General features: G+C 70.7%; 18 protein-coding genes and 1 pseudogene. 2 read left to right on the top strand and 17 right to left on the bottom strand.

Annotated elements, in window-relative coordinates:
- Positions 1–6: 6 nt before the first annotated feature.
- The 7 genes from RR3_RS13090 to RR3_RS13060 form a co-directional block, all read right to left on the bottom strand.
- Positions 7–354, bottom strand: coding sequence for a hypothetical protein (locus RR3_RS13090; protein WP_017682323.1), 348 nt, complete (start codon positions 352–354; stop codon positions 7–9).
- Between the two features lie 77 nt (positions 355–431).
- Positions 432–2,393: an acetoacetate--CoA ligase gene (locus tag RR3_RS13085; protein ID WP_072786435.1), complete on the bottom strand. Its 1,962-nt coding sequence runs from the start codon at positions 2,391–2,393 to the stop codon at positions 432–434.
- Positions 2,390–3,241: an HpcH/HpaI aldolase/citrate lyase family protein gene (locus RR3_RS13080; RefSeq protein ID WP_061064880.1), complete on the bottom strand. Its 852-nt coding sequence runs from the start codon at positions 3,239–3,241 to the stop codon at positions 2,390–2,392. Before RR3_RS13080 ends, RR3_RS13085 begins: the two co-directional genes overlap by 4 nt.
- A complete protein-coding gene (locus RR3_RS13075; protein ID WP_010591910.1) occupies positions 3,238–3,723 on the bottom strand; it encodes a MaoC family dehydratase in 486 nt (161 codons plus the stop codon). The genes RR3_RS13080 and RR3_RS13075 overlap by 4 nt, the downstream gene beginning before the upstream one ends.
- Complete coding sequence (locus RR3_RS13070; RefSeq protein ID WP_010591911.1) at positions 3,720–4,880, bottom strand: acyl-CoA dehydrogenase family protein; 1,161 nt, start codon at positions 4,878–4,880, stop codon at positions 3,720–3,722. Before RR3_RS13070 ends, RR3_RS13075 begins: the two co-directional genes overlap by 4 nt.
- A gap of 10 nt (positions 4,881–4,890) precedes the next feature.
- Positions 4,891–6,885: an acetyl/propionyl/methylcrotonyl-CoA carboxylase subunit alpha gene (locus RR3_RS13065; RefSeq protein WP_064066659.1), complete on the bottom strand. Its 1,995-nt coding sequence runs from the start codon at positions 6,883–6,885 to the stop codon at positions 4,891–4,893.
- Between the two features lie 38 nt (positions 6,886–6,923).
- Positions 6,924–8,531, bottom strand: a complete 1,608-nt coding sequence (locus tag RR3_RS13060) for a carboxyl transferase domain-containing protein (RefSeq protein ID WP_010591913.1) — start codon at positions 8,529–8,531, stop codon at positions 6,924–6,926.
- A 114-nt stretch (positions 8,532–8,645) separates the two neighbouring features.
- On the opposite strand from RR3_RS13060, the gene RR3_RS13055 reads away from it, so the two are divergent.
- A complete protein-coding gene (locus RR3_RS13055) occupies positions 8,646–9,284 on the top strand; it encodes an SACE_7040 family transcriptional regulator (RefSeq protein ID WP_010591914.1) in 639 nt (212 codons plus the stop codon).
- Positions 9,285–9,357: 73 nt separating this feature from the next.
- Here RR3_RS13055 and RR3_RS13050 read toward each other — a convergent pair whose 3' ends face one another.
- From RR3_RS13050 to RR3_RS13025, 6 genes are all read right to left on the bottom strand, one after another.
- A complete protein-coding gene (locus RR3_RS13050; protein WP_010591915.1) occupies positions 9,358–9,624 on the bottom strand; it encodes a GlsB/YeaQ/YmgE family stress response membrane protein in 267 nt (88 codons plus the stop codon).
- Positions 9,625–9,779: 155 nt separating this feature from the next.
- On the bottom strand, positions 9,780–10,892 hold the full coding sequence (locus RR3_RS13045; RefSeq protein WP_017679972.1) for an NDMA-dependent alcohol dehydrogenase: 1,113 nt from the start codon (positions 10,890–10,892) through the stop codon (positions 9,780–9,782).
- Positions 10,893–10,917: 25 nt separating this feature from the next.
- Positions 10,918–12,417 (bottom strand): aldehyde dehydrogenase family protein, encoded by a 1,500-nt coding sequence (locus RR3_RS13040; RefSeq protein WP_064066658.1) that lies wholly within the window; start codon positions 12,415–12,417, stop codon positions 10,918–10,920.
- 121 nt (positions 12,418–12,538) lie between these two features.
- Entirely contained in the window at positions 12,539–14,185 is a 1,647-nt protein-coding gene (locus RR3_RS13035) for a sigma-54-dependent Fis family transcriptional regulator (RefSeq protein WP_010591918.1), read from the bottom strand.
- Complete coding sequence (locus RR3_RS13030) at positions 14,182–15,840, bottom strand: AMP-binding protein (RefSeq protein WP_064066657.1); 1,659 nt, start codon at positions 15,838–15,840, stop codon at positions 14,182–14,184. The genes RR3_RS13035 and RR3_RS13030 overlap by 4 nt, the downstream gene beginning before the upstream one ends.
- 166 nt (positions 15,841–16,006) lie before the next feature.
- A complete protein-coding gene (locus RR3_RS13025) occupies positions 16,007–17,374 on the bottom strand; it encodes an MFS transporter (RefSeq protein ID WP_371851035.1) in 1,368 nt (455 codons plus the stop codon).
- A 215-nt stretch (positions 17,375–17,589) separates the two neighbouring features.
- Here RR3_RS13025 and RR3_RS13020 point away from each other — a divergent pair.
- Positions 17,590–18,013, top strand: a pseudogene (locus RR3_RS13020) (protein-tyrosine phosphatase family protein).
- 8 nt (positions 18,014–18,021) lie between these two features.
- Here the strand turns inward: RR3_RS13020 and RR3_RS13015 are convergent.
- From RR3_RS13015 to eat, 4 genes are all read right to left on the bottom strand, one after another.
- Complete coding sequence (locus tag RR3_RS13015) at positions 18,022–18,570, bottom strand: hypothetical protein (RefSeq protein ID WP_010591922.1); 549 nt, start codon at positions 18,568–18,570, stop codon at positions 18,022–18,024.
- Between the two features lie 121 nt (positions 18,571–18,691).
- Positions 18,692–19,456, bottom strand: coding sequence for an ethanolamine ammonia-lyase subunit EutC (gene eutC / locus RR3_RS13010; RefSeq protein WP_010591923.1), 765 nt, complete (start codon positions 19,454–19,456; stop codon positions 18,692–18,694).
- Entirely contained in the window at positions 19,453–20,868 is a 1,416-nt protein-coding gene (locus tag RR3_RS13005; protein WP_017679979.1) for an ethanolamine ammonia-lyase subunit EutB, read from the bottom strand. The genes eutC and RR3_RS13005 overlap by 4 nt, the downstream gene beginning before the upstream one ends.
- A complete protein-coding gene (gene eat / locus RR3_RS13000; protein WP_017679980.1) occupies positions 20,865–22,319 on the bottom strand; it encodes an ethanolamine permease in 1,455 nt (484 codons plus the stop codon). Before eat ends, RR3_RS13005 begins: the two co-directional genes overlap by 4 nt.
- Between the last annotated feature and the right edge of the window lie 58 nt (positions 22,320–22,377).

Genomic DNA, 22,377 nt, shown 5'->3' with positions numbered 1-22,377 from the left:
GAGCGGTCACCAGAGCACGGCGATGACGACGTTGAGGACACCGAGCGCACCGGCCGCGTGTGCCAGGGCTGCGGTCGAGCCCGGGTTCTGCCGCTCCTTCTTCAGACCGACGATCGCGAGCACGAGGATGACGACGGCGACGACGAGCTTGACACCGATCTTCATGTGGTTCAGGTCGGCGCCGTCCGCCTCGTTGAGCCCGACCAGCGCGAGTCCGGTCACCACCTGCAGGATCGCGCCGTGCAGCATGCCGGCCACCACGCGCGGTTCCTTGATCACGGCGAGCCAGGAGCCGATGATGCCGGCGAGGCCGATGAAGTGCAGGATGAGGAAGATGTCGATGGCGAGCGTCATGCGGCCATCGGACCACCCGAACAGGACAAATGTCCAGTCAGGTGATCCTCATCGCTCCCGGGCGGCGGTGGCGCGGGTCACCGCGCCTGCCGCTGCTGCGCATACCAGTCGAGCAACTCCGGTGCGTCGACCGCGCTGCGGTCGACGGTGCGGGCCGCGTCGGCCCCCTGGAACAGCCGCTTGATCGGCACCTCGAGCTTCTTGCCGGTGCGGGTGTGCGGGACACCGGGTGCGGCGACGATGTCGTCGGGCACATGTCGCGGTGAGGCCTGTTCGCGGATCACGGTGCGGATCTTCTCGCGCAGCGCATCGTCGAGGGTGACGCCGTCGGCAAGCACCACGAACAGCGGCATCCAGTAGCCGCCGTCGGGCTGCTCGGCTCCGATGACCAGCGCTTCGAGGACCTCGGGGAGCTTCTCGACGGCCTGGTAGATGTCGGCGCTGCCCATCCGGACACCGTGCCGGTTGAGCGTCGAGTCGGAACGGCCGTGCATCACGACCGTCCCGCGCCCGGTGATCGTGATCCAGTCGCCGTGCCGCCACACCCCGGGATAGACCGAGAAATACGCCTCGCGGTAGCGGTGCCCGTCCGGGTCGTTCCAGAAGCGGACCGGCATCGACGGCATCGGGGCGGTCACCACGAGTTCCCCCACGTCGCCGCGGACCGGGCGGCCCTGCTCGTCGAACGCATCGAGCGCGACGCCGAGATACGGCACCGACAGCTCACCCGGCCACACCGGCACGGTGCGCACGGCGCCGACGAACGCGGAGACGACATCCGTGCCGCCGGTGATGGACATGACGGGCACGTGCTCGCCGACGTTGTCGGCCAGCCACCGCGACGACGGCGCCGGCAGCGTCGACCCGGTGACGCCGATCGCGCGCAGGGCGGACAGGTCGTGGTCCCGCCGGGGCACGACGCCCGCCTTGATGCAGGCCAGCACGTACCCCGGACTGGTGCCCAGGACGGTGACCCGTTCCTGCGCGGCGATCTCCCACAACCGGTCGACCCGCGGGTGCGACGGGCTGCCGTCGTAGCAGACGATCGTCGCCCCGACGAGCAGCCCGGCCGCCTGGAAGTTCCACATCATCCAGCTCGGGCTCGTGTACCAGAAGAAGGTGTCGTCGGATCCGAGGTCCGTGTGCAGCGACACCGCCTTCAGATGCTCGAGCAGGACACCGCCGTGCCCGTGCACGATGCCCTTCGGCAGACCGGTGGTCCCGGACGAGAACACGACCCACAGCGGATGGTCGAACGGCACCGGCTCGGGGCTCAGCGGGTGTTCCCCGACGGTGGCCGCCTCCCAGGTGAGCGCACCTTCGAGGTCCTGATGCGGGTCTGCGAGCCGGGGCACCACGACGGTCAGCGCCAGCGAGGGCAGCTGCTCCCGCAACCGGGCGACCGCCTCGGCGCGGGGGTGGGTGCGGCCGGCGAACCGGTAACCGTCGGCGGTGATCAGGGCGGTGGGGTCGAGTTGCCCGAGCCGGTCCAGGGCCGCGGGGGCCGAGTAGTCCTGACCGCAGGCCGCCCACACGGCGCCGATGCTTGCGGTGGCGAGCAGCGCGACCACGGCTTCGGGAATGTTCGGCAGGTAGCCGACGACGCGGTCGCCGACACCGACGCCGTGCTCGCGCAGGGTGGCGGCCAGCGCGGCCGTCTGCCTGGCGAGTTCGGCCCAGCTCAGCTCGGTGCGTTCCCCGTCCTCACCGACGTGCACGATCGCGGGGCGGTCGTCGCGCGCGTGCCGCAGGGCGTGCTCCGCATAGTTCAGGCGCGCCCCCGGGAACCAGACGGCCCCGGGCATCGTGGCGTCGTCCAGCGCGGGTCCCGGGTCGGTGCGCGACCGTACGTCGAACCAGTCCCACACGTCCTGCCAGAACGGTCCGAGATTGTCGACGGACCACCGCCACAGGGCGTGGTAGTCGGGGAGGGAGACGCCGTGGCGCCGTTCGACCCATCGGGCGAAGGCGGTGAGGCGGGCGCTCGCGACGTCCTGTTCGGTGGGGGTCCACTGGGGCGGGATCTGCGTGTCGGTCATGCCGTCGCGCCCCCTCGGTGATCACCCGAGCGGGCCTCGACGGCGCGGTGCAGGATCTGCTCGGCGTGCCGCAGCACCGGCGCATCGACCATCCGGCCCTCGAACTGGAACACCCCCCGCTCCTCCGGCACCGCCGCCAGCACCCGCCGCGCCCACGCCACATCCTGCTCGCTCGGCGCATACGCCGACCGGATCACCCCCACCTGACCCGGATGGATCGCCACCTTCGCATCGAACCCCACCGCCACCGCGTCGAGCGCCTCCGCCCGCAACCCGTCGTGATCCCGGATGTCCAGAAACACCGAATCCAGGGCGAACCGCCCGTACGCCTTCGCCGCCAGCAACGCCTGCGACCGCACGTGCCGCGCCACGTCCCGATACGTCCCGTCGGCCCGGCGCGAGGACTGCCCACCCAGCCCCACCACGAGATCCTCCGCCCCCCACATCAACCCCACCGTGCCCGCGGCCAGCGCGATCTCGTCGACCTTCAACGCCCCCAACGGCGACTCGATCAACGCCACCACCTCCCGCGGCGCCAACGACGTCACCTGCTGCGCCGACTCGCACTTCGCCAGCATCACCCGGGTGTACGGGGTCCGGTCGAGGGCGTCGAGGTCGGCGAGATGGTCGGACGTGCCGGCGGGATTGAGTCGCACCACCGTGCGGGCGGGATCGAGCGCGGTGTCCTGCAGGCACTTGCGGGCATAGTCCTTGTCCCCCGGCGCCACCCCGTCCTCGAGATCGAGGATCACCACGTCCGCCGTCGCAGCCGCCTTACCGAACCGCTCCGGCCGATCCGCCGGACAGAACAACCACGCGGTGCCGCCCACGGCGGGCACGGACCTCATGCCTGCTCCTCCCCGGCCGGCCGGCACTGGACCAGCGTCTGGCGCACCGCGACCGCGACGACGTCGCCGCGCTGGTTGCGGGCCGTGTGCTCGAGCGTGACGATCCCCTGCCCGGGACGGGACTTGGACGCACGCTTGTCGGTGACCAGTGTCTCGGCGTAGAGGGTGTCGCCGTGGCGGACCGGCGCGGGGAACTTGATCTCCGAGAACCCGAGGTTGGCGACGATCGTGCCCTGCGTCAGCTGCGCCACCGACAACCCGACGAGAGTGGACAGGGTGAACATCGAATTCACCAGGCGCTCACCGAATTCGGTGCCCTCGCTGTAGGCGGCGTCGAGGTGCAGCGCCTGCGTGTTCATCGTCATCGTGGTGAACGCGACGTTGTCGGCCTCGGTGACGGTGCGGCCGGGGCGGTGCTCGTAGACGGTGCCGACCTCGAACTCCTCGAACCACAGTCCGCGCTGGGTGACCCGGGCGCTCACAGGCCGAGCTCCCGCGCCACCAGCATGAGCTGGACCTCGGTCGTGCCCTCGCCGATCTCGAGGATCTTGCTGTCCCGGTAGTGCCGCGCGACGGCGTACTCGTTCATGAAGCCGTAGCCGCCGTGGATCTGCGTCGCATCGCGCGCGTTGTCCATCGCCGCCTCCGACGCGACCAGCTTGGCGATGGCAGCCTGCTTCTTGAACGGCTTGCCGGCCAGCATGAGGGCCGCGGCGTCGTAGTAGGCGGCGCGGGCGGCGTGCGCCCGAGCCTCCATCCGGGCGATCTTGAAGGCGATCGCCTGGTTCCGGCCGATGGGACGGCCGAAGGCCTCGCGCTCCTTCGCGTACTTGACCGACTCGTCGACGCAGCCCTGTGCGGCACCGGTGGACAGGGCGGCGATCGCGATGCGGCCCTCGTCGAGGATGCGCAGGAAGTTCGCGTAGCCACGGCCCCGCTCCCCGAGCAGGTTCTCCGCCGGGACCCGCACATCGGTGAAGCTCAGCGGGTGGGTGTCCGAGGCGTTCCAGCCGACCTTGTTGTAGGCGGGCTCGGCCACGAAGCCCGGGGTGTCGGTGGGCACGACGATCGTGGAGATCTCCTTCTTGCCGTCCCGCTCGCCGGTGACGGCGGTGACGGTGACGATCTCGGTGATGTCGGTGCCGGAGTTGGTGATGAACTGCTTGCTGCCGTTGATGATCCACTGATCACCGTCGAGTTTGGCGGTGGTCTTGGTGCCGCCGGCGTCGCTGCCCGCGCCGGGCTCGGTCAGCCCGAACGCGCCCAGGGCCCGGCCGGCCGCGAGCTGCGGCAGCCACTTGCGCTTCTGCTCCTCGGTGCCGAAGCGGTAGATCGGCATGGCGCCGAGCGAGACGCCGGCCTCGAGGGTGATGGCCACGGACTGGTCGACCTTGCCGAGTTCCTCGAGGGCGAGGCACAGCGCGAAGTAGTCGCCGCCCTGTCCGCCGTACTCCTCGGGGAACGGCAACCCGAACAGGCCGAGATCGGCCATGCCCTTGACGACCTCGTACGGAAAGGTGTGGTTGGCGTCGTGCTCGGCGGCGACGGGCGCGACGACGCTCCGCGCGAAGTCGGCGACGGTGTCCTTCAGGTCCCGGTAGTCGTCGGGAAGCTGTCCGGTGGAGAGGTAGTCGGTCATCTGCTGTGTCCTAGCTTTCGGTGGTGTCGGTGGGAACGACGCGGGCGAGGAGCTGGTCGACCTTGACCTGGTCCCCGGGGGCGACGAGAAGTTCGACGGTGCCGTCGACCGGCGTGGTCAGGGCGTGCTCCATCTTCATCGCCTCGACGACGACGACGGTCGTGCCGGCGGTGACGGCAGCCCCCGCCTCGACGGGCACGGCGATGACGGTGCCGGGCATCGGGCTGGTCAGCTCGGCCTCACCGGCGTGGGCGTCGGCGCCGCGGATGCTCGCCTCGCGCGCCTCACGCACCGGCCAGGTGCCGCCGTCGCCGGCGAGCCACAGCTGCCCGTCGCCCTCGGCGACGCGGAACTCCGAGCGCACCCCGTCGAGCGTGACCGCGAGGCGGTCCCCCTCGAGCCGAGCGGTGAGCACGCGCTCCGGGCCGTCCTCGATCCGCGCGGTGGCGGCCCCCGGGGTGCCGGTCAGGTGCACGTGGTCGGTGCGGGTGGGGGTGTGCAGCCGCACGGTGGTCGGTGCGGATCCGCCGACGCGCCAGCCGGTGGGCCGGTCCCACGGATCGACGGGGGCGTGGCTGGACGCGGCGGGCCAGCGTCGCAGCCACCGGTGCGCGGCCGCGGCGACGAGCACCGCATCGGGGGTGTCCGGGGCGGCGTAGTCGCCGAGGCGGCGGTCGAGCAGTCCGGTGTCGAGGTTCCCGGCCTGCACGTCGGGGTCGGCGAGCAGGAAGCGGGCGAAGTCGATGTTGGTGACCACCCCGAGGACCGCGGTGTCGGCCAGGGCCCGGTCGAGACGGCGCAGCGCGGCGGCCCGGTCGGGTCCGTGCGCGATCACCTTCGACAGCATCGGGTCGTAATCACTGCCGACGACCGTGCCCACCTCGAGACCGGAGTCGACGCGTACGCCGGACCCTTCCGGCTCGACGACGTCGACCACGGTGCCGCCGGTGGGCAGGAACCCGCGGGCGGGGTCTTCGGCGTAGACGCGGGCCTCGATCGCATGTCCGGTCAGGGTGATCTCGTCCTGGGCGAAACCGAGCGCCTCACCCGCGGCGACGCGCACCTGCCACTCCACCAGGTCCAGTCCGGTGACCATCTCGGTGACGGGGTGCTCGACCTGGAGGCGGGTGTTCATCTCCATGAAGAAGAACTCGTCCGGCGCGTCCGCGGAGACGATGAACTCGACCGTGCCGGCGCCGGTGTAGTCGACGCTGCGGGCGGTGTTGCACGCCGCTTCGCCGATCCGGGCGCGGGTGGCCTCGTCGAGCAGCGGCGACGGGGCCTCCTCGATCACCTTCTGGTGACGGCGCTGCAGGCTGCACTCACGCTCGCCGAGATGGACGACGTTGCCGTGGGTGTCGGCGAGGATCTGTACCTCGATGTGCCGCGGGCGCTGCACGAAGCGCTCCAGGAAGAGGGTGTCGTCGCCGAACGCGGAGGCGGCCTCGCGTCGCGCCGAGGCGAGCGCCTCGGCGAGCTGCCCGGATTCGGTGACCAGGCGCATGCCCTTGCCGCCGCCGCCGGCCGACGGCTTGATCAGCACCGGGTATCCGATATCGCCCGCCGCCGCGATCAGTTCGTCGTCGGTCAGGCCGGGCCGGGAGATGCCCGGCACGACGGGGACGTCGAACGCGGCGACGGCGTTCTTGGCGGTGATCTTGTCGCCCATGACCTCGATGGCCTTGGCGGGCGGGCCGAGGAACACGATCCCGGCGTCGGCGCAGGCCTGGGCGAATCCCGAGTTCTCGGACAGGAAGCCGTAACCGGGGTGGATCGCCTGTGCGCCGGTGCGCCGCGCGGCATCGATCACCTTGGCGATGTCGAGGTAGCTCTCCCGGGCGGCGGCGGGGCCGAGGCGCACCGCGGTGTCGGCCTCCCGCACGTGCCGGGCGCCTGCGTCGGCGTCGCTGTACACGGCGACGGAGCGGATCCCCATCTGCCGCAGCGTGCGGATCACCCGCACCGCGATCTCCCCGCGGTTGGCGACCAGAACGGTATGGAACATCCCGGCTGGGCCGGTGGTATCGAACATGTTCAACTGCCTCACATCCGGAAGACGCCGTAGGAAACCGGCTCGAGGGGCGCGTTCGCACACGCCGACAGGGCCAGGCCGAGAACTTCCCGCGTGTCGGCGGGATCGATGATGCCGTCGTCCCACAGCCGCGCGGTCGAGTAGTAGGGGTTGCCCTGGTGCTCGTACTGTTCGCGGATCGGGGCCTTGAACGCCTCCTCCTGCTCGGCGGTCCAGGGCGTGCCGGACGCGTCGAGCTGGTCCGAACGCACCGTCGCCAGCACGGAGGCGGCCTGCTCGCCGCCCATCACCGAGATGCGCGCGTTGGGCCACATCCACAGGAACCGGGGCGAGTACGCCCGCCCGCACATCGAGTAGTTGCCGGCGCCGTAGGAGCCGCCGACGACGACGGTCAGTTTGGGGACACGCGCGCACGCGACCGCGGTGACCATCTTGGCGCCGTGCTTGGCGATGCCGCCGGCCTCGTAGTCCCGGCCGACCATGAAGCCGGAGATGTTCTGCAGGAACAGCAGCGGGATCGAGCGCTTGTCGCACAGCTCGATGAAGTGGGCGCCCTTCTGGGCGGATTCGCCGAACAGCACGCCGTTGTTGGCGATGATGCCGACCGGGTGGCCGTGGATGCGGGCGAACCCGGTGACCAGGGTCTTGCCGTACTCGGCCTTGAATTCGGAGAAGCTCGAACCGGGTCCGGTCGGGTCGCCGTCGACGAGGCGCTCGATGACCTCGTGCACGTCGTAGGGGGTGCGCGGGTCGGTGGGCACCACGTCGTAGAGCTCGGCCGGATCCGCGGCGGGCGCGAAGGTCGGCGCGACGTCCCACGGCCGGGGGGTGCGGGGCCCGAACGTGGCGACGATGGCGCGCACCTTGTTCAGGGCGTCGCGGTCGTCCTCGGCGAGGTGGTCGGTGACGCCGGAGACCTTCGAGTGCAGGTCGCCGCCGCCGAGTTCCTCCGCGGTGACGACCTCGCCGGTGGCGGCCTTCACCAGCGGCGGACCGCCGAGGAAGATGGTGCCCTGGTTGCGGACGATGACGGCCTCGTCGCTCATCGCGGGCACGTAGGCGCCGCCCGCGGTGCACGAGCCGAGGACCGCGGCGATCTGCGGGATGCCCTTGGCGCTCATGGTGGCCTGGTTGTAGAAGATGCGGCCGAAGTGCTCGCGGTCGGGGAACACCTCGTCCTGCCGCGGCAGGAACGCCCCGCCGGAGTCGACCAGGTACAGGCACGGCAGCTGGTTCTGCAGCGCGATCTCCTGGGCCCGCAGATGCTTCTTCACCGTCACCGGGTAGTAGGTGCCGCCCTTGACGGTGGCGTCGTTGGCGACGATGACGCATTCGCGGCCGGACACCCGTCCGATGCCGGCGATCATCCCGGCACCGGGGCACTCGTCGTCGTACATGCCGTTCGCGGCCAGCGGCGCGATCTCGAGGAATGCGCTGCCGGGATCGAGCAGGGCGTCGACGCGCTCGCGGGGCAGCAGCTTCCCGCGGGCGACGTGCCGTTCCCGGGCCTTCTCGCTGCCGCCGAGAGCGGCGGTCGCGAGCTTGTCGCGCAGCTCGGTGACCAGCTGGACGTGCTGCTCGCGGTAGGTCCGCGCAGCGGTTGTCAGGGGGGTTGTCACAGTACAGTCCTCGCCTTGGGGTGGGCGCCTGAGTTAATACTCGATAACTGAAAATGAGGTTAGCTGTGATTAACTGAGTTGTCCAGACCCCGTCAGGAAGGAACGGTGCGGCCGATGACCGAGCTGAAGCCGGACACCGACGAACAGCTGCTCACCGCACGCGGCCGGGCCAAGGCCGACCGGCGACGGCAGCTGCTCCAGGCCGCCGCGCGCCTCGTCGCCGAGCGCGGGTTCAACGGCGTACGACTCGAGGACCTCGGGGCAGCGGTGGGCATCAGCGGCCCCGCCGTCTACCGGCACTTCCCCAACAAGGACGCGCTGCTCGTCGAGCTGCTGGTCGACATCAGCCGTCGCCTGCTGGCCGGCGGCACCGACGTGGTCGACCACACCGACGATCCCCGGCGCACGCTCGACCGCCTGGTGGACTTCCACCTCGACTTCGCGCTCGGGGAACCGGACCTGATCCGGGTGCAGGACCGGGAGCTGCAATCCCTCCCGGCGGACGCCCGCCGGGAGGTGCGCCAGACCCAGCGGCGCTACGTCGAACTGTGGGTGGGCGCCCTGCGCCGCCTCGACCCCACCCTGGGAGAGTCCGACGCACGGACCATGGCGCATGCCGCCTTCGGGCTCATCAACTCGACCCCGCACAGCGCCGACCGGTCCTCCCCCGCCGCGACCCGGGCGGTGTTGCGCCACATGACCCTGGCCGCACTGGGCGCCGAGCGGGCCGGGGACCCCGAATCCGACGCCTGAACAGGCACGGAGCCCCGCCCGGATCACCGGACGGGGCTCCCATCGTGCTGCCGTTACCGGCACTGCACTGCTGCTACCGGACCTTGTCCCTCGTCATCGAGGTGTAGGCCAGGGTCAGCACCGCGGCGACGGCGATACTGATGATCCAGCGCCACCAGTCGATGCCGGGCGTATCACCCTGATCGCTGATCATGCCCCAGATCCAGTAGCCGATCAGGGCGCCGACGATGCCGATGACTATGGTGATGAGCCACCCCATCGCCTGCTTCCCCGGAATCACCAGCCGTGCGAGCACACCGATGACCGCACCGAAGATGATCGTGCCGATGATCTCTCCCATCACGGGCTCCTCTCTCGGAACATCGAACCGTGGGGACGGTATGCCACAGAGTGCGCGGAATATGCGCGCTTCGGGAGAATTCCGGTAAATCTTCTGCAAAATGTTGCGCGGGCCCGCAGATGCGCCCCGGCCGGCCGCCGGGGCGCATCCCGCGATCAGGCGTCGTGGAGGATGACCCCACGGATGTTCTTGCCGTCGCGCAGGTCCTGGTAGCCCTGGTTGACCTCCTCGAGGCTGTAGCGATGGGTGACCAGCTCGTCGAGCTTCAGCTGCCCGGCATCGTAGAGCCGCAGCAGCCGCACGATGTCGTACTGCGGGTTGGCCGAACCGAACAGCGAGCCCTTGATGGTCTTCTGGAACAGGGTCAGTTCCGTTCCGGACACGTGCACCGTGAGCTTCTCCGGGTTGGCCAGGCCGGTGATGACGACGGTGCCGCCCTTGCCCACGATCGAGGTGGCCGCCGAGACGACCTCCTCGTCGACGGTGCCGACGAGGATCAGGGCAGCGTCGGCGCCCTGGCCCCAGCTCAGCTCGTTGACCTTCTCGGCCGCCTCGGCGGCAGTGGCGAAGGCGTGCGTGGCACCGAACTTCAGGGCGGTGTCGCGCTTGAACTCCACCGGGTCGACGACCACGACGTACTTGGCGCCCGCGTGCACGGCACCCTGGACGGCGTTGACGCCGAGGCCGCCGATGCCGTAGATCACGACGATGTCGCCGGCGCGGACGTCCCCGGCGTACACCGCGGTGCCCCAGCCGGACGGCACACCGCAGCCGACGAGCACGGCGGTCTCGAGCGGGAGCCAGTCGTCGACCTTGACCACCGAGTGCTGCGAGATGGTGGCGCGCTCGGCGAACGTGCCGAGCATGCACATCGCGCCGAAGTCGGTGCTGCCGGAGTGGAACCGGAACGAGCCGTCCGGCATGCAGCCCTCGAGGATGGTGGCCCCCATGTCGCACAGGTTCTGCCGGCCCGTCGAGCAGTACCGGCAGGTCCCGCAGTTCGGGATGAAGCTGCACACGACGTGGTCCCCGGGCTTGACCTTGGTGACGCCGGGGCCGACCTCCTCGATGATGCCGGAGCCCTCGTGGCCGCCGACGATCGGGAAGCGCGGGGGCAGGTCCCCGTCGGTCAAGTGCAGGTCCGAGTGGCACAGCCCCGCCGCGGTGTACTTGATCAGCACCTCACCGGGGCCCGGGCCGTCGAGGTCGAGTTCCATGATCTCGAACGGCTTGCCGGTCTCGAGCAGGACTGCAGCTTTGGTCTTCATCATTGTTCTCCTCGGGTGTGTCGGGTCAGAGGGCGATGTTCACGGCTTTGGTCTGGGTGTAGAGGTCCAGCGCTCCCGCACCGAGCTCACGTCCCCATCCGGACTGCTTGAACCCACCGAACGGCATGGCGGTGTCGAAGCCGTTGTACTGGTTGATCCACACCGAACCGGCCTTGAGCCGCCGCGCGGTGCGATGCGCCTTCGACAGGTCTCGCGTCCAGATGCCCGCGGCCAGTCCGTAGATCGAGTCGTTGGCGGCGGCGGAGATGCCGTCGTCGGCGTCGAACGGCATGGCGGCGACGACCGGACCGAAGATCTCCTCGCGCACCACGCTGAAGTCGGGCTGCACGTCCACCAGCACGGTCGGTTCGACGAAGAAGCCCTTGTCGCCCCAGCGCTTTCCACCGGTGAGGGCGCGCGCCCCGTCGGTCAGACCCTCGCGCAGGTACCCGGTGACCCGATCCAGCTGCTCCTGGGAGACCAGCGGGCCGAGCTGGGTGGCCGGGTCGAGCCCGGGTCCGATCTTCACCTTGCTCGCCGCCTCGGCGACGGCCTCGGTGAACCTCTCGAAGATGGGACGCTCGACGAACAACCGGGTGCCGGCCACGCAGCACTGGCCGTGGTTGAACAGCCACGCATCGAGAGAGCCCTGCACGGCCGCATCGAAGTCGGCGTCGGCGAAGACGATGTTCGGGCTCTTGCCGCCGAGTTCGAGCGAGACCTTCTTCAGGTTTCCCTTGGCGGCGTCGACGACCTTCTTGCCCACCTCGGTGGACCCGGTGAAGGCGATCTTGTCGACGTCGTCGTGCGCGGCGAGGGCGGCGCCGGCGTCACCGAAGCCGGGCACGATGTTCACCACCCCGGGCGGGAACCCGGCCTCTTCGAAGATCTCGGCGAGCAGCAGCGCGGTGAGCGGCGTCTGCTCCGCGGGCTTGAGAACGACGGTGTTGCCGGCGGCGAGGGCGGGCGCGAGCTTGAACGCGGCCATCAGCAGCGGGAAGTTCCAGGGCACGATGAGCCCGCACACGCCCACCGGTTCGCGCAGCGTGTAGGCGTGGAACTCGCCGCCGGGCACGAACGGCATCGTGACGTTCACCGTGCTGCCCTCGATCTTGGTGGCCCACCCGGCGTAATAGCGGAAGATGTCCGCCGACCACGCCGTGTCCACGGCCGCGGCGATCACGGCGGACTTGCCGTTGTCGAGCGCCTCGAGCTGGCCGAACTCCTCGGCGCGCTCGGTGAGCAGATCACCGACCCGCCAGATCATGCGCTCCCGCTCGGCGGCCTTCATCGTCGGCCACGGGCCCTCGTCGAATGCCTTGCGGGCGGCCCGCACGGCCCGGTCGACGTCCTCGGCGCCGCCGTGGGCGACGTCGGTGAGCTTGTCCCCGGTCGCGGGATCGTAGGTCGCGAAGACGCGGCCCGAGGCGGCGTCGAGCCATTCGCCGCCGATGTAGAGCTGCTTGGTCCCGGAGAGGAACTCTCGGATCCGCGGAGCGACGATGTGCTCGGCAACAGCTGTCATGCCCAACCTCCTGAAGTAGTGTGACACGGGTCATACTGCTTCGGGCAGGGCCGCGGGAACTGTTCAAGGATTGGACAGTGCGCACATGCGCATACGAGCGACGAGACCCGCGCGGGTACGGTCAGCCCGCGATGCCGAGCGCGCGGATCCGGCTGTAGAGCGTGGTGCGGCTGATACCGAGCTGCGCCGCGGCGTGCACCTTGTTGCCGCCGCTCTCACGCAGCGCCTCGATGATGGCCTCCCGCTCGGCGCGCTCGCGCCCACCCAGGCGGGAGACCCGGCTCGTCGCCCGGTAGTCGACCGGCAGATCCTCCCGTCGCACCGGCAGCGGGGACTCCCGCACCGGGACGGCGGCGAGCACCGCCCGCAGTTCGGCGAGGTTGCCGGGCCACGAACGTTCCGACAAGGCCGTCAGGGCACTCGGGCCCAGGCGCAGATCCGGTCGGCCGAGTTCCTGCGCGAGCGCGGCGGCCAGGTCACCGAGTTCCCGGATCCGTTGCCGCAGGGCCGGGACCCGGACCTGACCGGGGCAGCGTGCCAACAGCTCCCGCACCGGCGGCCGGATGCCGTCGACGGGGTCGGCCGTGAGCACGAGCCGCGGTGCGGCCGGGTCGGAGAGCATCGACGAGAGCAGCGCCGGCACCGGGTCCGGCGCCAGGTGCACGTGTTCGACGACCACGAAGCCGCGGTCCGTCGCGGCGGCCGCGACCGTGAGCAACCGGGCCGACCATTCGCGTTCACCCTCACCGACGATCCGGGCGGCATCCAGGAACGTGCCCGCCTCACGGACGAGTTCCCTTGCCGCCCAGGTTCGCCCACTGCCGGGCTCGCCGACGATCGCCACGCCACCGGCACCGTCGCGCAGCCGCCCGAGCCGCCGCCGTAGCCGCGTCGTCGCATCCTGCGCGACGTCGCTCCGGGGCACGGGTTCGCGTGCCCCGGAGGCGTCGAGCAGGAACAACGCGCCGCTGCCGATGCCCGGGATGCGGTCGATCCGCAACCGGGTGCTGCCGCCGGCGGACAGCGCGAAGTCCATGGTGCGGGACTCCCCCGCTGGCAGATCGACCGCGATCGCGCGCAGGGCAGCGTGATCGGCGGGCAGGAGCAGTTCGACGGCGGCCTTGTTGGTGAGCATGATGTCCTCGCCCATGGCCGCGACCGCGACGCCGCGCTGCTGCGCGGCCCGCTGGAACGCGTCGACGACCCGCCGGTCGGACTCGCGGGCGCCCTCGAGCAGCCGTGCCTCGATGTCGCGGGCCGCCCGGGCGAGGAACGGCGCGAACAGCGGATTGGCGGTCTTGCCGGCGGCGGTGATGTCGAGGATGCCTTCGATGCGACGGGTGACCGGATGCACGAGGGGATGCCCGTAGCAGCTGAAGTCCTTGAGGGACTCGAGGTAGTGCTCTTCGCCGTGCACCACGAGGCTCTGCCGCACCTCGAACGGGGTGCCGAGGGCATTGGTGCCGTAGGTGTCCTCGCTCAGGGCGGCGCCGGGGACCACGCCGATCTCCTCCATGGCCCGTTGCATGGGTGCCGAGTCGAACAACCGGGCCACGATCCGGCAGTCGCGGTCCACGAGGAGGATGCAGCAGCCCGTGCCGGCGAGCTGGGTGCGCAGCTCGTCGAGCACCGGCCGGGCGGCGTCGAGCAGCCGCCCGGCCGCGTCCGAGGGGCCCAGCAGGGTCGGTTCGGGAAGCCGTCCCGGGTCTATCCCGCTCAGCTGTGAGCGCTTCCAGGACAGCGCGATCTCCGGCCGCAGACCGTTCACCCCTGTCCGGCCTCCCCGAGCAGGGCCGTCGAGATCTCACGCATCTCGACCTTGCGGATCTTGCCGGTGACCGTCATCGGGAACTCGTCGACGACGTGCACGTAGCGGGGGATCTTGTAGTGCGCGAGCTTGCCCGTGCAGTACTCGCGCAGCGACTGCGCGTCGAGCGGTGCCGCACCCTCTCGCATCCGGATCCACACCATGAGCTCCTCCCCGTACTTCTGGTCGGGCACCCCGACCACCTGGGCGTCGAGGATGTCCGGGTGGGTGTAGAGGAACTCCTCGATCTCCCGCGGGTAGATGTTCTCGCCACCCCGGATGACCATGTCCTTGATGCGGCCGGTGACCGAGACGTACCCGTCGGCGTCCATGACGCCGATGTCGCCGGTGTGCATCCACCGGGCGGCGTCGATGGCCTCGGCGGTCTTGTCGGGCTGGTTCCAGTACCCGAGCATCACCGAGTACCCGCGGGTGCACAGCTCGCCCGGCTCGCCGCGCGGGACGGTCAGGCCCGTGGCCGGATCGACGATCTTGACCTCGAGGTGCGGGCCGACGCGGCCGACGGTGGACACCCGCTGGTCGATGGTGTCGTCGCTGCGGGTCTGCAGCGACACCGGGGAGGTCTCGGTCATGCCGTAGCAGATGGAGACCTCGGCCATGCCCATCCGTTCGATGACCTGCTTCATCACCTCGACCGGGCACGGCGAGCCCGCCATGATGCCGGTTCGCAGGCTCGACAGGTCGAAGCCGTCGAAGCCGGGGTCGGCGAGTTCGGCGATGAACATCGTCGGCACCCCGTAGAGGGAGGTGCAGCGCTCCTCGGCGACGGCGGCCAGCGTCTGGGCCGGGTCGAAGGCCGGTCCCGGGATCACCATCGTCGCACCGTGGCTGGTGCAGGCCAGATTGCCCATCACCATGCCGAAGCAGTGGTAGAAGGGCACCGGGATGCACACCTTGTCCTGCTCGGTGTAGTGGCACAGCTCGCCCACGAAGAACCCGTTGTTGAGGATGTTGTGGTGGCTGAGGGTGGCGCCCTTGGGGAATCCGGTCGTGCCGGACGTGTACTGGATGTTGATCGGATCGTCGGCCGACAGGTCGCGCTGCGCGGCGTCGAGCCGGGTGCGGTCGTCGGCGAGTGCGGCGCGGCCGGACTCGCCGAGCTCGTCCCAGTCGGGAGAGCCGAGCAGCACCACCTGTTCGAGATCCGGGCAGTTGCCCCGCACCTCGTCGATCATCGCCGCGTAGTCGGACGTCTTGAACCTCGGGGCCGCGACCAGCATCCGGATTCCGGCCTGGGTGAGCACGTACTGCAGTTCGTGCGAGCGGTAGGCCGGGTTGATGTTGACCAGGATCGCGCCGATCTTCGCGGTGGCGTACTGGACGACCACCCACTCGGCGCAGTTGGGCGCCCAGATGCCCACCCGGTCGCCCTTCCCGATGCCGGCCCGCAGCAGCCCGAACGCGAGAGCGTCGACCTCGCCGGCGAGCTCGGTGTAGGTCCAGCGCCGGCCGGCGGCGCGGTCGACGAGCGCGTCCCGGGCGCCGTGCCGGGCGACGGTGCGGTCGAAGTTGTCGCCGATCGTGTCCCCGAGCAGCGGGGTGTTCCACGCCCCCGAGGTGTAGCTGGGCAGTTCGGGTGTGGTGAAACCGGTCATTGGTGCTCCTGCAGTGTGCGCGGCCCGGGACGAGCGACGGGGTCTCGAGGACTCGTCCACCATGCTCGCCGATCCGGGGCCGCAGGTGTTCGGATTCTGGACAGTTGAGGGGGTGGTGACAGCACGAGGCGCCCTCCCCGGGGTGTCGGGGAGGGCGCCGGCGGGATCAGAGCGCTCGGTCCCGGGTCTCGACGAGGGCCTTCGTGCACACGAAGCTCAGGACGCCGAGCACGGAGAGCATGACGCCGATGGCGATGCCGCCGTAGGACGCGGCCAGGGGCGCGGCCAGCATGGGCGGGATCGCACCGCCGAGGACGCCGGCGAGGTTGTAGCCGAGTCCGGCGCCGGTGTACCGGTACCGGGTGTGGAACATCTCCGGCAGCAGTGCGCCGCACGGGCCGTAGGCGATGCCGAAGATGGCCAGGGTGACCATCATGCCGACGACGAACGCGACCGGCGATCCGGTGTCGAGCAGCGGGAACAGCGCCAGCGCCCACACGACGGAGAAGCCGCACGAGATCATGATGACGCGACGGCGTCCGACCCGGTCGGAGTAGAGCGCGGAGAGCACGATCGCGGCGCCGAACACGAGCGACGAGACGATGCCGACGGTCAGGACGAACGGCCGGGAGAAGCCGAGGGTCTTGGTCGCGTAGCTGGTCAGGTACGCGGTGCCCATGTAGAAGAAGGCGAACATGATCGCCAGGGCGCCGGCCGAGAGGAGGATCTCCTTGGTCTGGTAGCGCAGGGCGTCGAGGAACGGCAGGGTGCGCTTCTCGGCCGGGGCGGCGGCGCGGGCTTCGCTCTCGGCCCGGAACACCGGGGTCTCCTGGATGGCGAGGCGCATGTACAGACCGACGGCCACGAGAACGATGCTGAGCAGGAACGGGATTCGCCAACCGTAGTCGAGGAAGGCCTCGTTGGTGTCGCCGAGGGCCAGGCCGGTGAACAGGAAGGTGCCGCTCGACAGGGCGAAGGCGATGGCCGGGCCCAGCTGGGGGAACATCGCATACAGGCCGCGTTTGCCCGGTGGCGCGTACTCGGCGGTGAGCAGCGTCGCGCCGGCCCATTCACCGCCGACGGCGAAGCCCTGGGCGAAGCGCAGCAGCACGAGGATGATCGGGGCGGCGACGCCGATCGTCTCGGCGCCCGGAAGCAACCCGATGAGCAGGGTCGAGATGCCCATCAGCAGCAGGGTGGAGACGAGGGTCTTCTTGCGGCCGATACGGTCGCCGAAGTGCCCGAACAGCATGGCGCCGACCGGGCGCGCGATGAAGGCGACGGCGAAGGTCGCGAACGAGGCGACCGTGCCGGCGGTGGCGCCGAGCGCCGGGAAGAACACCGTCGGGAAGACCAGGGCTGCGGCGGTTCCGTAGATGAAGAAGTCGTAGAACTCGATGGTGGTGCCGATGCAGCTGGCGATGGCGACGCGTCGGATGCCGGGGCCGCCCGGGGCAGGAGCGGTCGGCGCGGCGGGCTTGTGCCCCGCCGGTACCACGGGGGGTTCGGCCCCCGGTGTCGACACTGTGGTCACGTCTGTCCTCCGTATTTCCGTCCGAGCCGCGGCGGACCTGCGCCGCGGGATGGAAGGAAAGGTAGTGATCCGCCTCACTCCCCCACTACCCCCGAAAGGGGGGTGGCTGTGAGCCGTATCACGTAGTTCGGCGAACGAATGACCGGAGCGCGTCGGGCATCCCGGCGCGGCCACCGGGGCGGACCGGCCGCGCCCGCGCCGCCTACGCTCCGTCCATGACGACGACCTGGGAACCGGGCACCCGGGGGTTCTGGCCCTCCCGTCGGGCCGGACCGTCCGGGGCCGGGGCGTCCGCCGGCGCCGACCGGCCCGCACCCCACACTCGGGATCTACCGCTCGGGCCGGAAACCGCCGACGGTCCCGTGGCAGGCCCGATGGATCCGCTGGCCCGACTTCCGGCTCCCAGCCGATCCCCGGGCCGCGCGCCGGATACTGCACGAGGCATGGGAGCGGTGTGTGGCCGAACGCGTCGAAGTCGCCTGCGGCGGGGGACACGGCCGCACGGGCACCGCGCCGGCCTGCCTGGCGATCCTCGACGGCGTGCCGCCCGCCGACGCGGTTGCCTATGTGCGCGAGCACTATTCGCGCCGAGCGGTGGACACGCCCGGGCAACGGCGCTTCGTCGCCGCGTTCCGGTGACCGGCGCGTCAGCGACCGGCGGCGCCGGCGAGTTCGGCGCGCATCTCGCGCCACACGGTCGCGTACGAGTCGATGTTCGGTGCCGTGGCCCATGCCAGCGCGCCGGACTTGATCTTCCCGAGCGCCTCGGCGAACAGGTCCTGGTACCGCGACAGGCGCGGAACGAAGGCCGACACGTCGTCGAAGAGATTCTGCGCCTTGCGATCCAGCTCGATCAGTTCGTCGAGGAAGTTGGCGGATTCCGGGTCGGCGAGCAGCGCGGTGAGCTCGTCGTCGAGCGGCCCGAACTGTTCGAACAGCTCCGCGAGGGAATCCTCGTCGATCGAGACGCGCTCCGCGTCGAGCTGATCGGTCAGCTCCGCAGCACCCGCGTCGGTCAGGGAGATGCCGTCGCCGCTCTCCTTCGCCTTGCCCTGGGCGACGAGTGCGTCGAACGCCGCCCGGCCGGACGCGACGGACACCCCGAGATGCGCCGCGATCACCTCCGCGGTGACGGTCTGCTTCAGCCGCACCGTCTGCAGCAGAGCCAGCTCGTCGACATTGCCAGCGAAAGCCATCGTGTCCTCTCCTCGTCGCCCGGTCGCGGGCCGTACGTGTCACCCGGTCGGGCGGAGTACATGATTTGGCGGATGCGGCGGCAATGTCAACCGGCCACGCGGATGCGTCACGTTCTCGCCGCTACAACTCCCCCACCGTCGCGGAATCGAGCCGGTCGCCCCGCGTGGTGTCCTTCAGGTCCACCCCGGACCGCCCGAGCCGGCGCGCCCCGTCGACCAGCCCCGCGACGACGCACGCGGCCGCCGCATACCCCAGCCCTTCGGGTGGGTGGATGTTGGACACGCAGTTCCGTTCGGCGTCGGCACGACCGGGCCGCGGCTCGTGGGTCAGGTACACCCCGAGGCTGTCGGCGACCGACAGCCCGGGCCGCTCCCCGATCAGGACCAGCAGGGTGCGCACCCCCAGGGCGGCGCCGATGTGGTCGCCGAGCGCGACCCGCGCCGACGTCGCGATCACCGGCGTCGCCACGGACAGGTGCCGCGGCAGGGCCGCCACGATCGCCTCGAGCAGGGCGACGCCGTGCTCGGTCAGGGCCCGCGGCGAGAGCCCGTCGGCGAGGACCACCCCGACGTCGGCGCCGACGGCCGGGACCGCGGACAGGTCCGCGGGCACGCGGCCGAGATCCGGGCGGCGCAGGTACTCGCCCCGATCGCGCACGCGGCTCTCGACGACGACGGGCGCGCCGAGTCCGAGACGTTCGACGTCGGCGGCCAGGGCCGGCACGTCGAGGGGCTGGTGCACCGCATCGCGGGCCGCGGCGTGCGCGGCCCGGAACTCGAGCACCCGCGCGGTCGGGAGGCCGTCGCCGGCGCGGCCGAGCCCGATGCGGGCCTGCGTCGACGACCGCAGCGGCGCCCAGAAGTCACGGTCGACGGACTCGCTCATGCCGCACCTCCCGCGAGGGCGCGCAGCGGGGAGGCGGCCGCGTCCACCGGCAGGATGTGCCCGGCTCCGTCGACCATGCCGAGGCCGGCGAGCCACCGCTCGAACTCGGGAGCGGGACGCAGGCCGAGCGCGCGCCGCACGTACAGCGCGTCGTGGAACGACAGGCTCTGGTAGCCGAGCATGACGTCGTCGGCCCCGGGCACGGCGATGACGAACGCGGCGCCGGCAACCCCGAGCAGCGTCAGGAGGGTGTCCATGTCGTCCTGGTCGGCCTCGGCGTGGTTGGTGTAGCACACGTCCACACCCATGGGCAGGCCCAGCAACTTGCCGCAGAAGTGGTCCTCGAGGCCCGCCCGGACGATCTGCTTGCCGTCGTAGAGGTACTCCGGGCCGATGAAACCGACCACCGTGTTGATCAGCAGCGGGTCGAGCGCGCGGGCGACGGCGTACGCCCGGGTCTCGAGGGTCTGCTGATCCACCGGACGTCCGCCCGTGCCGAGATGCGCGCCGGCCGACAGCGCCGAACCCTGTCCCGTCTCGAGGTACATGATGTTGTCCCCGACGGTGCCGCGCCCCAGGGCGCGACCGGCCTCGTTCGCCTCGCGCAGCAGCGCGAGGTTCACCCCGAAGCCGGCGTTGGCGCCCTCGGTGCCGGCGATGGACTGGAACACCAGGTCCACCGGGGCGCCGGCCTCGATGAGGCCGAGGGTGGTCGTCACGTGGGAGAGCACGCAGGACTGCACCGGGATGTCGAAGCGCAGCCGCATCTCGTCGAGCAGGTGCAGCAGGTCGGCGGTGGCCCGGGGCGAATCCGTCGCCGGGTTGATGCCGATGACGGCGTCGCCGCACCCCATCAGCAGCCCGTCGAGGGTCGCGGCGGCGATGCCGCGCGGGTCGTCGGTGGGATGGTTGGGCTGCAGCCGGGTGCCGAGCCGGCCGGGAAGTCCCACGGTGGTGCGGAACGCCGACGTGACCTCGATCGCGCGGGCCACCGCGATCAGGTCCTGGTTGCGCATGAGCTTGCTGACGGCGGCGACCATCTCGGGCGTCAGGCCGGGTGACAGGGCGGCGAACGTCGCGGCCGCATCGGCCTTCGTGACGGTGTCGAGGAGCAGGTCGCGCAGTCCCCCGACCGTCAGGTGCTGCACGGCGCGGTAGGCGTCGCGGTCGTGGTCGTCGAGGATCAGCCGGGTGACCTCGTCGGTCTCGTAGGGCACCACCGGCTCGGCGAGGAACACGTCGAGCGGGACGTCGGCGAGCACCCACTGCGCGGCCGCGCGCTCGGCGTCGGATTCGGCCGCGCAGCCGGCGAGTTCGTCGCCGGAGCGGCGCGGGGTGGCCTTGGCGAGCAGGTCCACGAGGCCGTCGAAGGTGTAGGTGGTGCCGGCGAGGTGCTGGGTGTAGACGCTCACTTCAGCTCGGCCTCCGCCTCGGCGAGCGCGGCGAACTCCTCGTCGGGCGAGTTCGCCACCAGCCGGTGCCGGCTGTAGAGCCCGAAGTAGGCCATGAACGCGGCGAAGGCGCCGAGGGTCCACAGGGCGGCGATCGGGTCGACCAGGAAGGTGGCCACGACGGCAGCGGCCGCGACGACCAGCGCGAAGGAGGTGGTGACGACACCGCCGGGGGTGCGGTAGGGCCGCGGCATGTTCGGCTCGCGCCGCCGCAGCACGATGTGGCTGACCATCATCAGCACGTAGCTCACCGCGGCACCGAAGACGGCCATGTTCAGCAGCATCGCGCCCTCCCCCGTGAGCGACAGCGCGAACCCGATCACACCGGGGACGATCAGCGCCAGCACCGGCGCCTTGCGCTTGTTGGTCAGCGACAGGCTCGTCGGGAGGTAACCGGCGCGCGAGAGCGCGAACGTCTGCCGCGAGTACGCGTACATGATCGAGAAGAAGCTCGCGATCAGACCGGCGAGGCCGATGTAGTTGACCACCTTCGCGGCGCCGCTGTCGCCGAGGGCCTCGACGAGCGGGTTGCCGGAGGTGGACAGGGCCTCGGCGCCGAGCGCGCCGGTGGCCAGGAACAGCACGGTCGCACCGGTGACGAGCAGTACCAGCATGGACACGATGATGCCCTTGGGCACGTTCTTCTCCGGTTCGGTCGCCTCCTCCGCGGCGAGCGGCACCCCCTCGACGGCGAGGAAGAACCAGATCGCGAACGGCACGGCCGCCCAGATGCCGAACAGACCGAAGGGCAGGAACGACGACGCACCGGCGGCGGTCTCGTCGACGGCGATGTCGGTCAGATTGGCGGTGTCGAACAGCCCGACGGCCGAGACCGCGAACACCACGAGCCCGACGAGTGCGATCGCGGTGATCACGAACATCGCCTTGAGGGCTTCGCCCGCGCCGGTGAGGTGGATGCCGATGAACACCGCGTACACGGCGAGGTAGATCCACCACCCGTCGGTGATGCCGAACAGGTTCAGCGACTCGACGTACCCGCCGATGAACGTGGCGATCGCCGCCGGGGCGATCGAGTACTCGATGAGAATTGCTGTGCCGGTGGCGAATCCACCCCAGGGTCCGAGTGCGCGACGGGCGAAGGTGTAGCCGCCGCCGGCGGCCGGCAGCGCGGAGGACAACTCCGCCATGCCGAGCACCATCGCGAAGTACATGGCCGCGATGATCACCGAGGCGACGAGCAGTCCACCGAACCCGCCTTCGGCCAGGCCGTTGTTCCAGCCGGCGTAGTCACCCGAGATGACGTAGCTGACCCCCAGCCCCGCGAGCAGAATCCAGCCTGCCGAACCCTTTCTCAGACTTCGCTTTTCGAGATAGGCACGACTCTCGGCGTGGAAGTCCGCGCCGTCGTGGTGAGCCGCGGTTCCGGTCCGGGGCGGGTCGGTCAACGACATGATTCCTCTTCTCGACGGAGGATGGCGACGTGTCGAGCAGGCACGCCGAGGACACCGC

It is taken from the genome of Rhodococcus ruber NBRC 15591 (assembly GCF_001894945.1).
GTDB classification, from domain to species: Bacteria; Actinomycetota; Actinomycetes; order Mycobacteriales; family Mycobacteriaceae; genus Rhodococcus; species Rhodococcus ruber.
The sequence above is the reverse complement of the archived record's forward strand: the minus strand, read 5'-3'. Positions and strand labels throughout refer to the sequence as shown.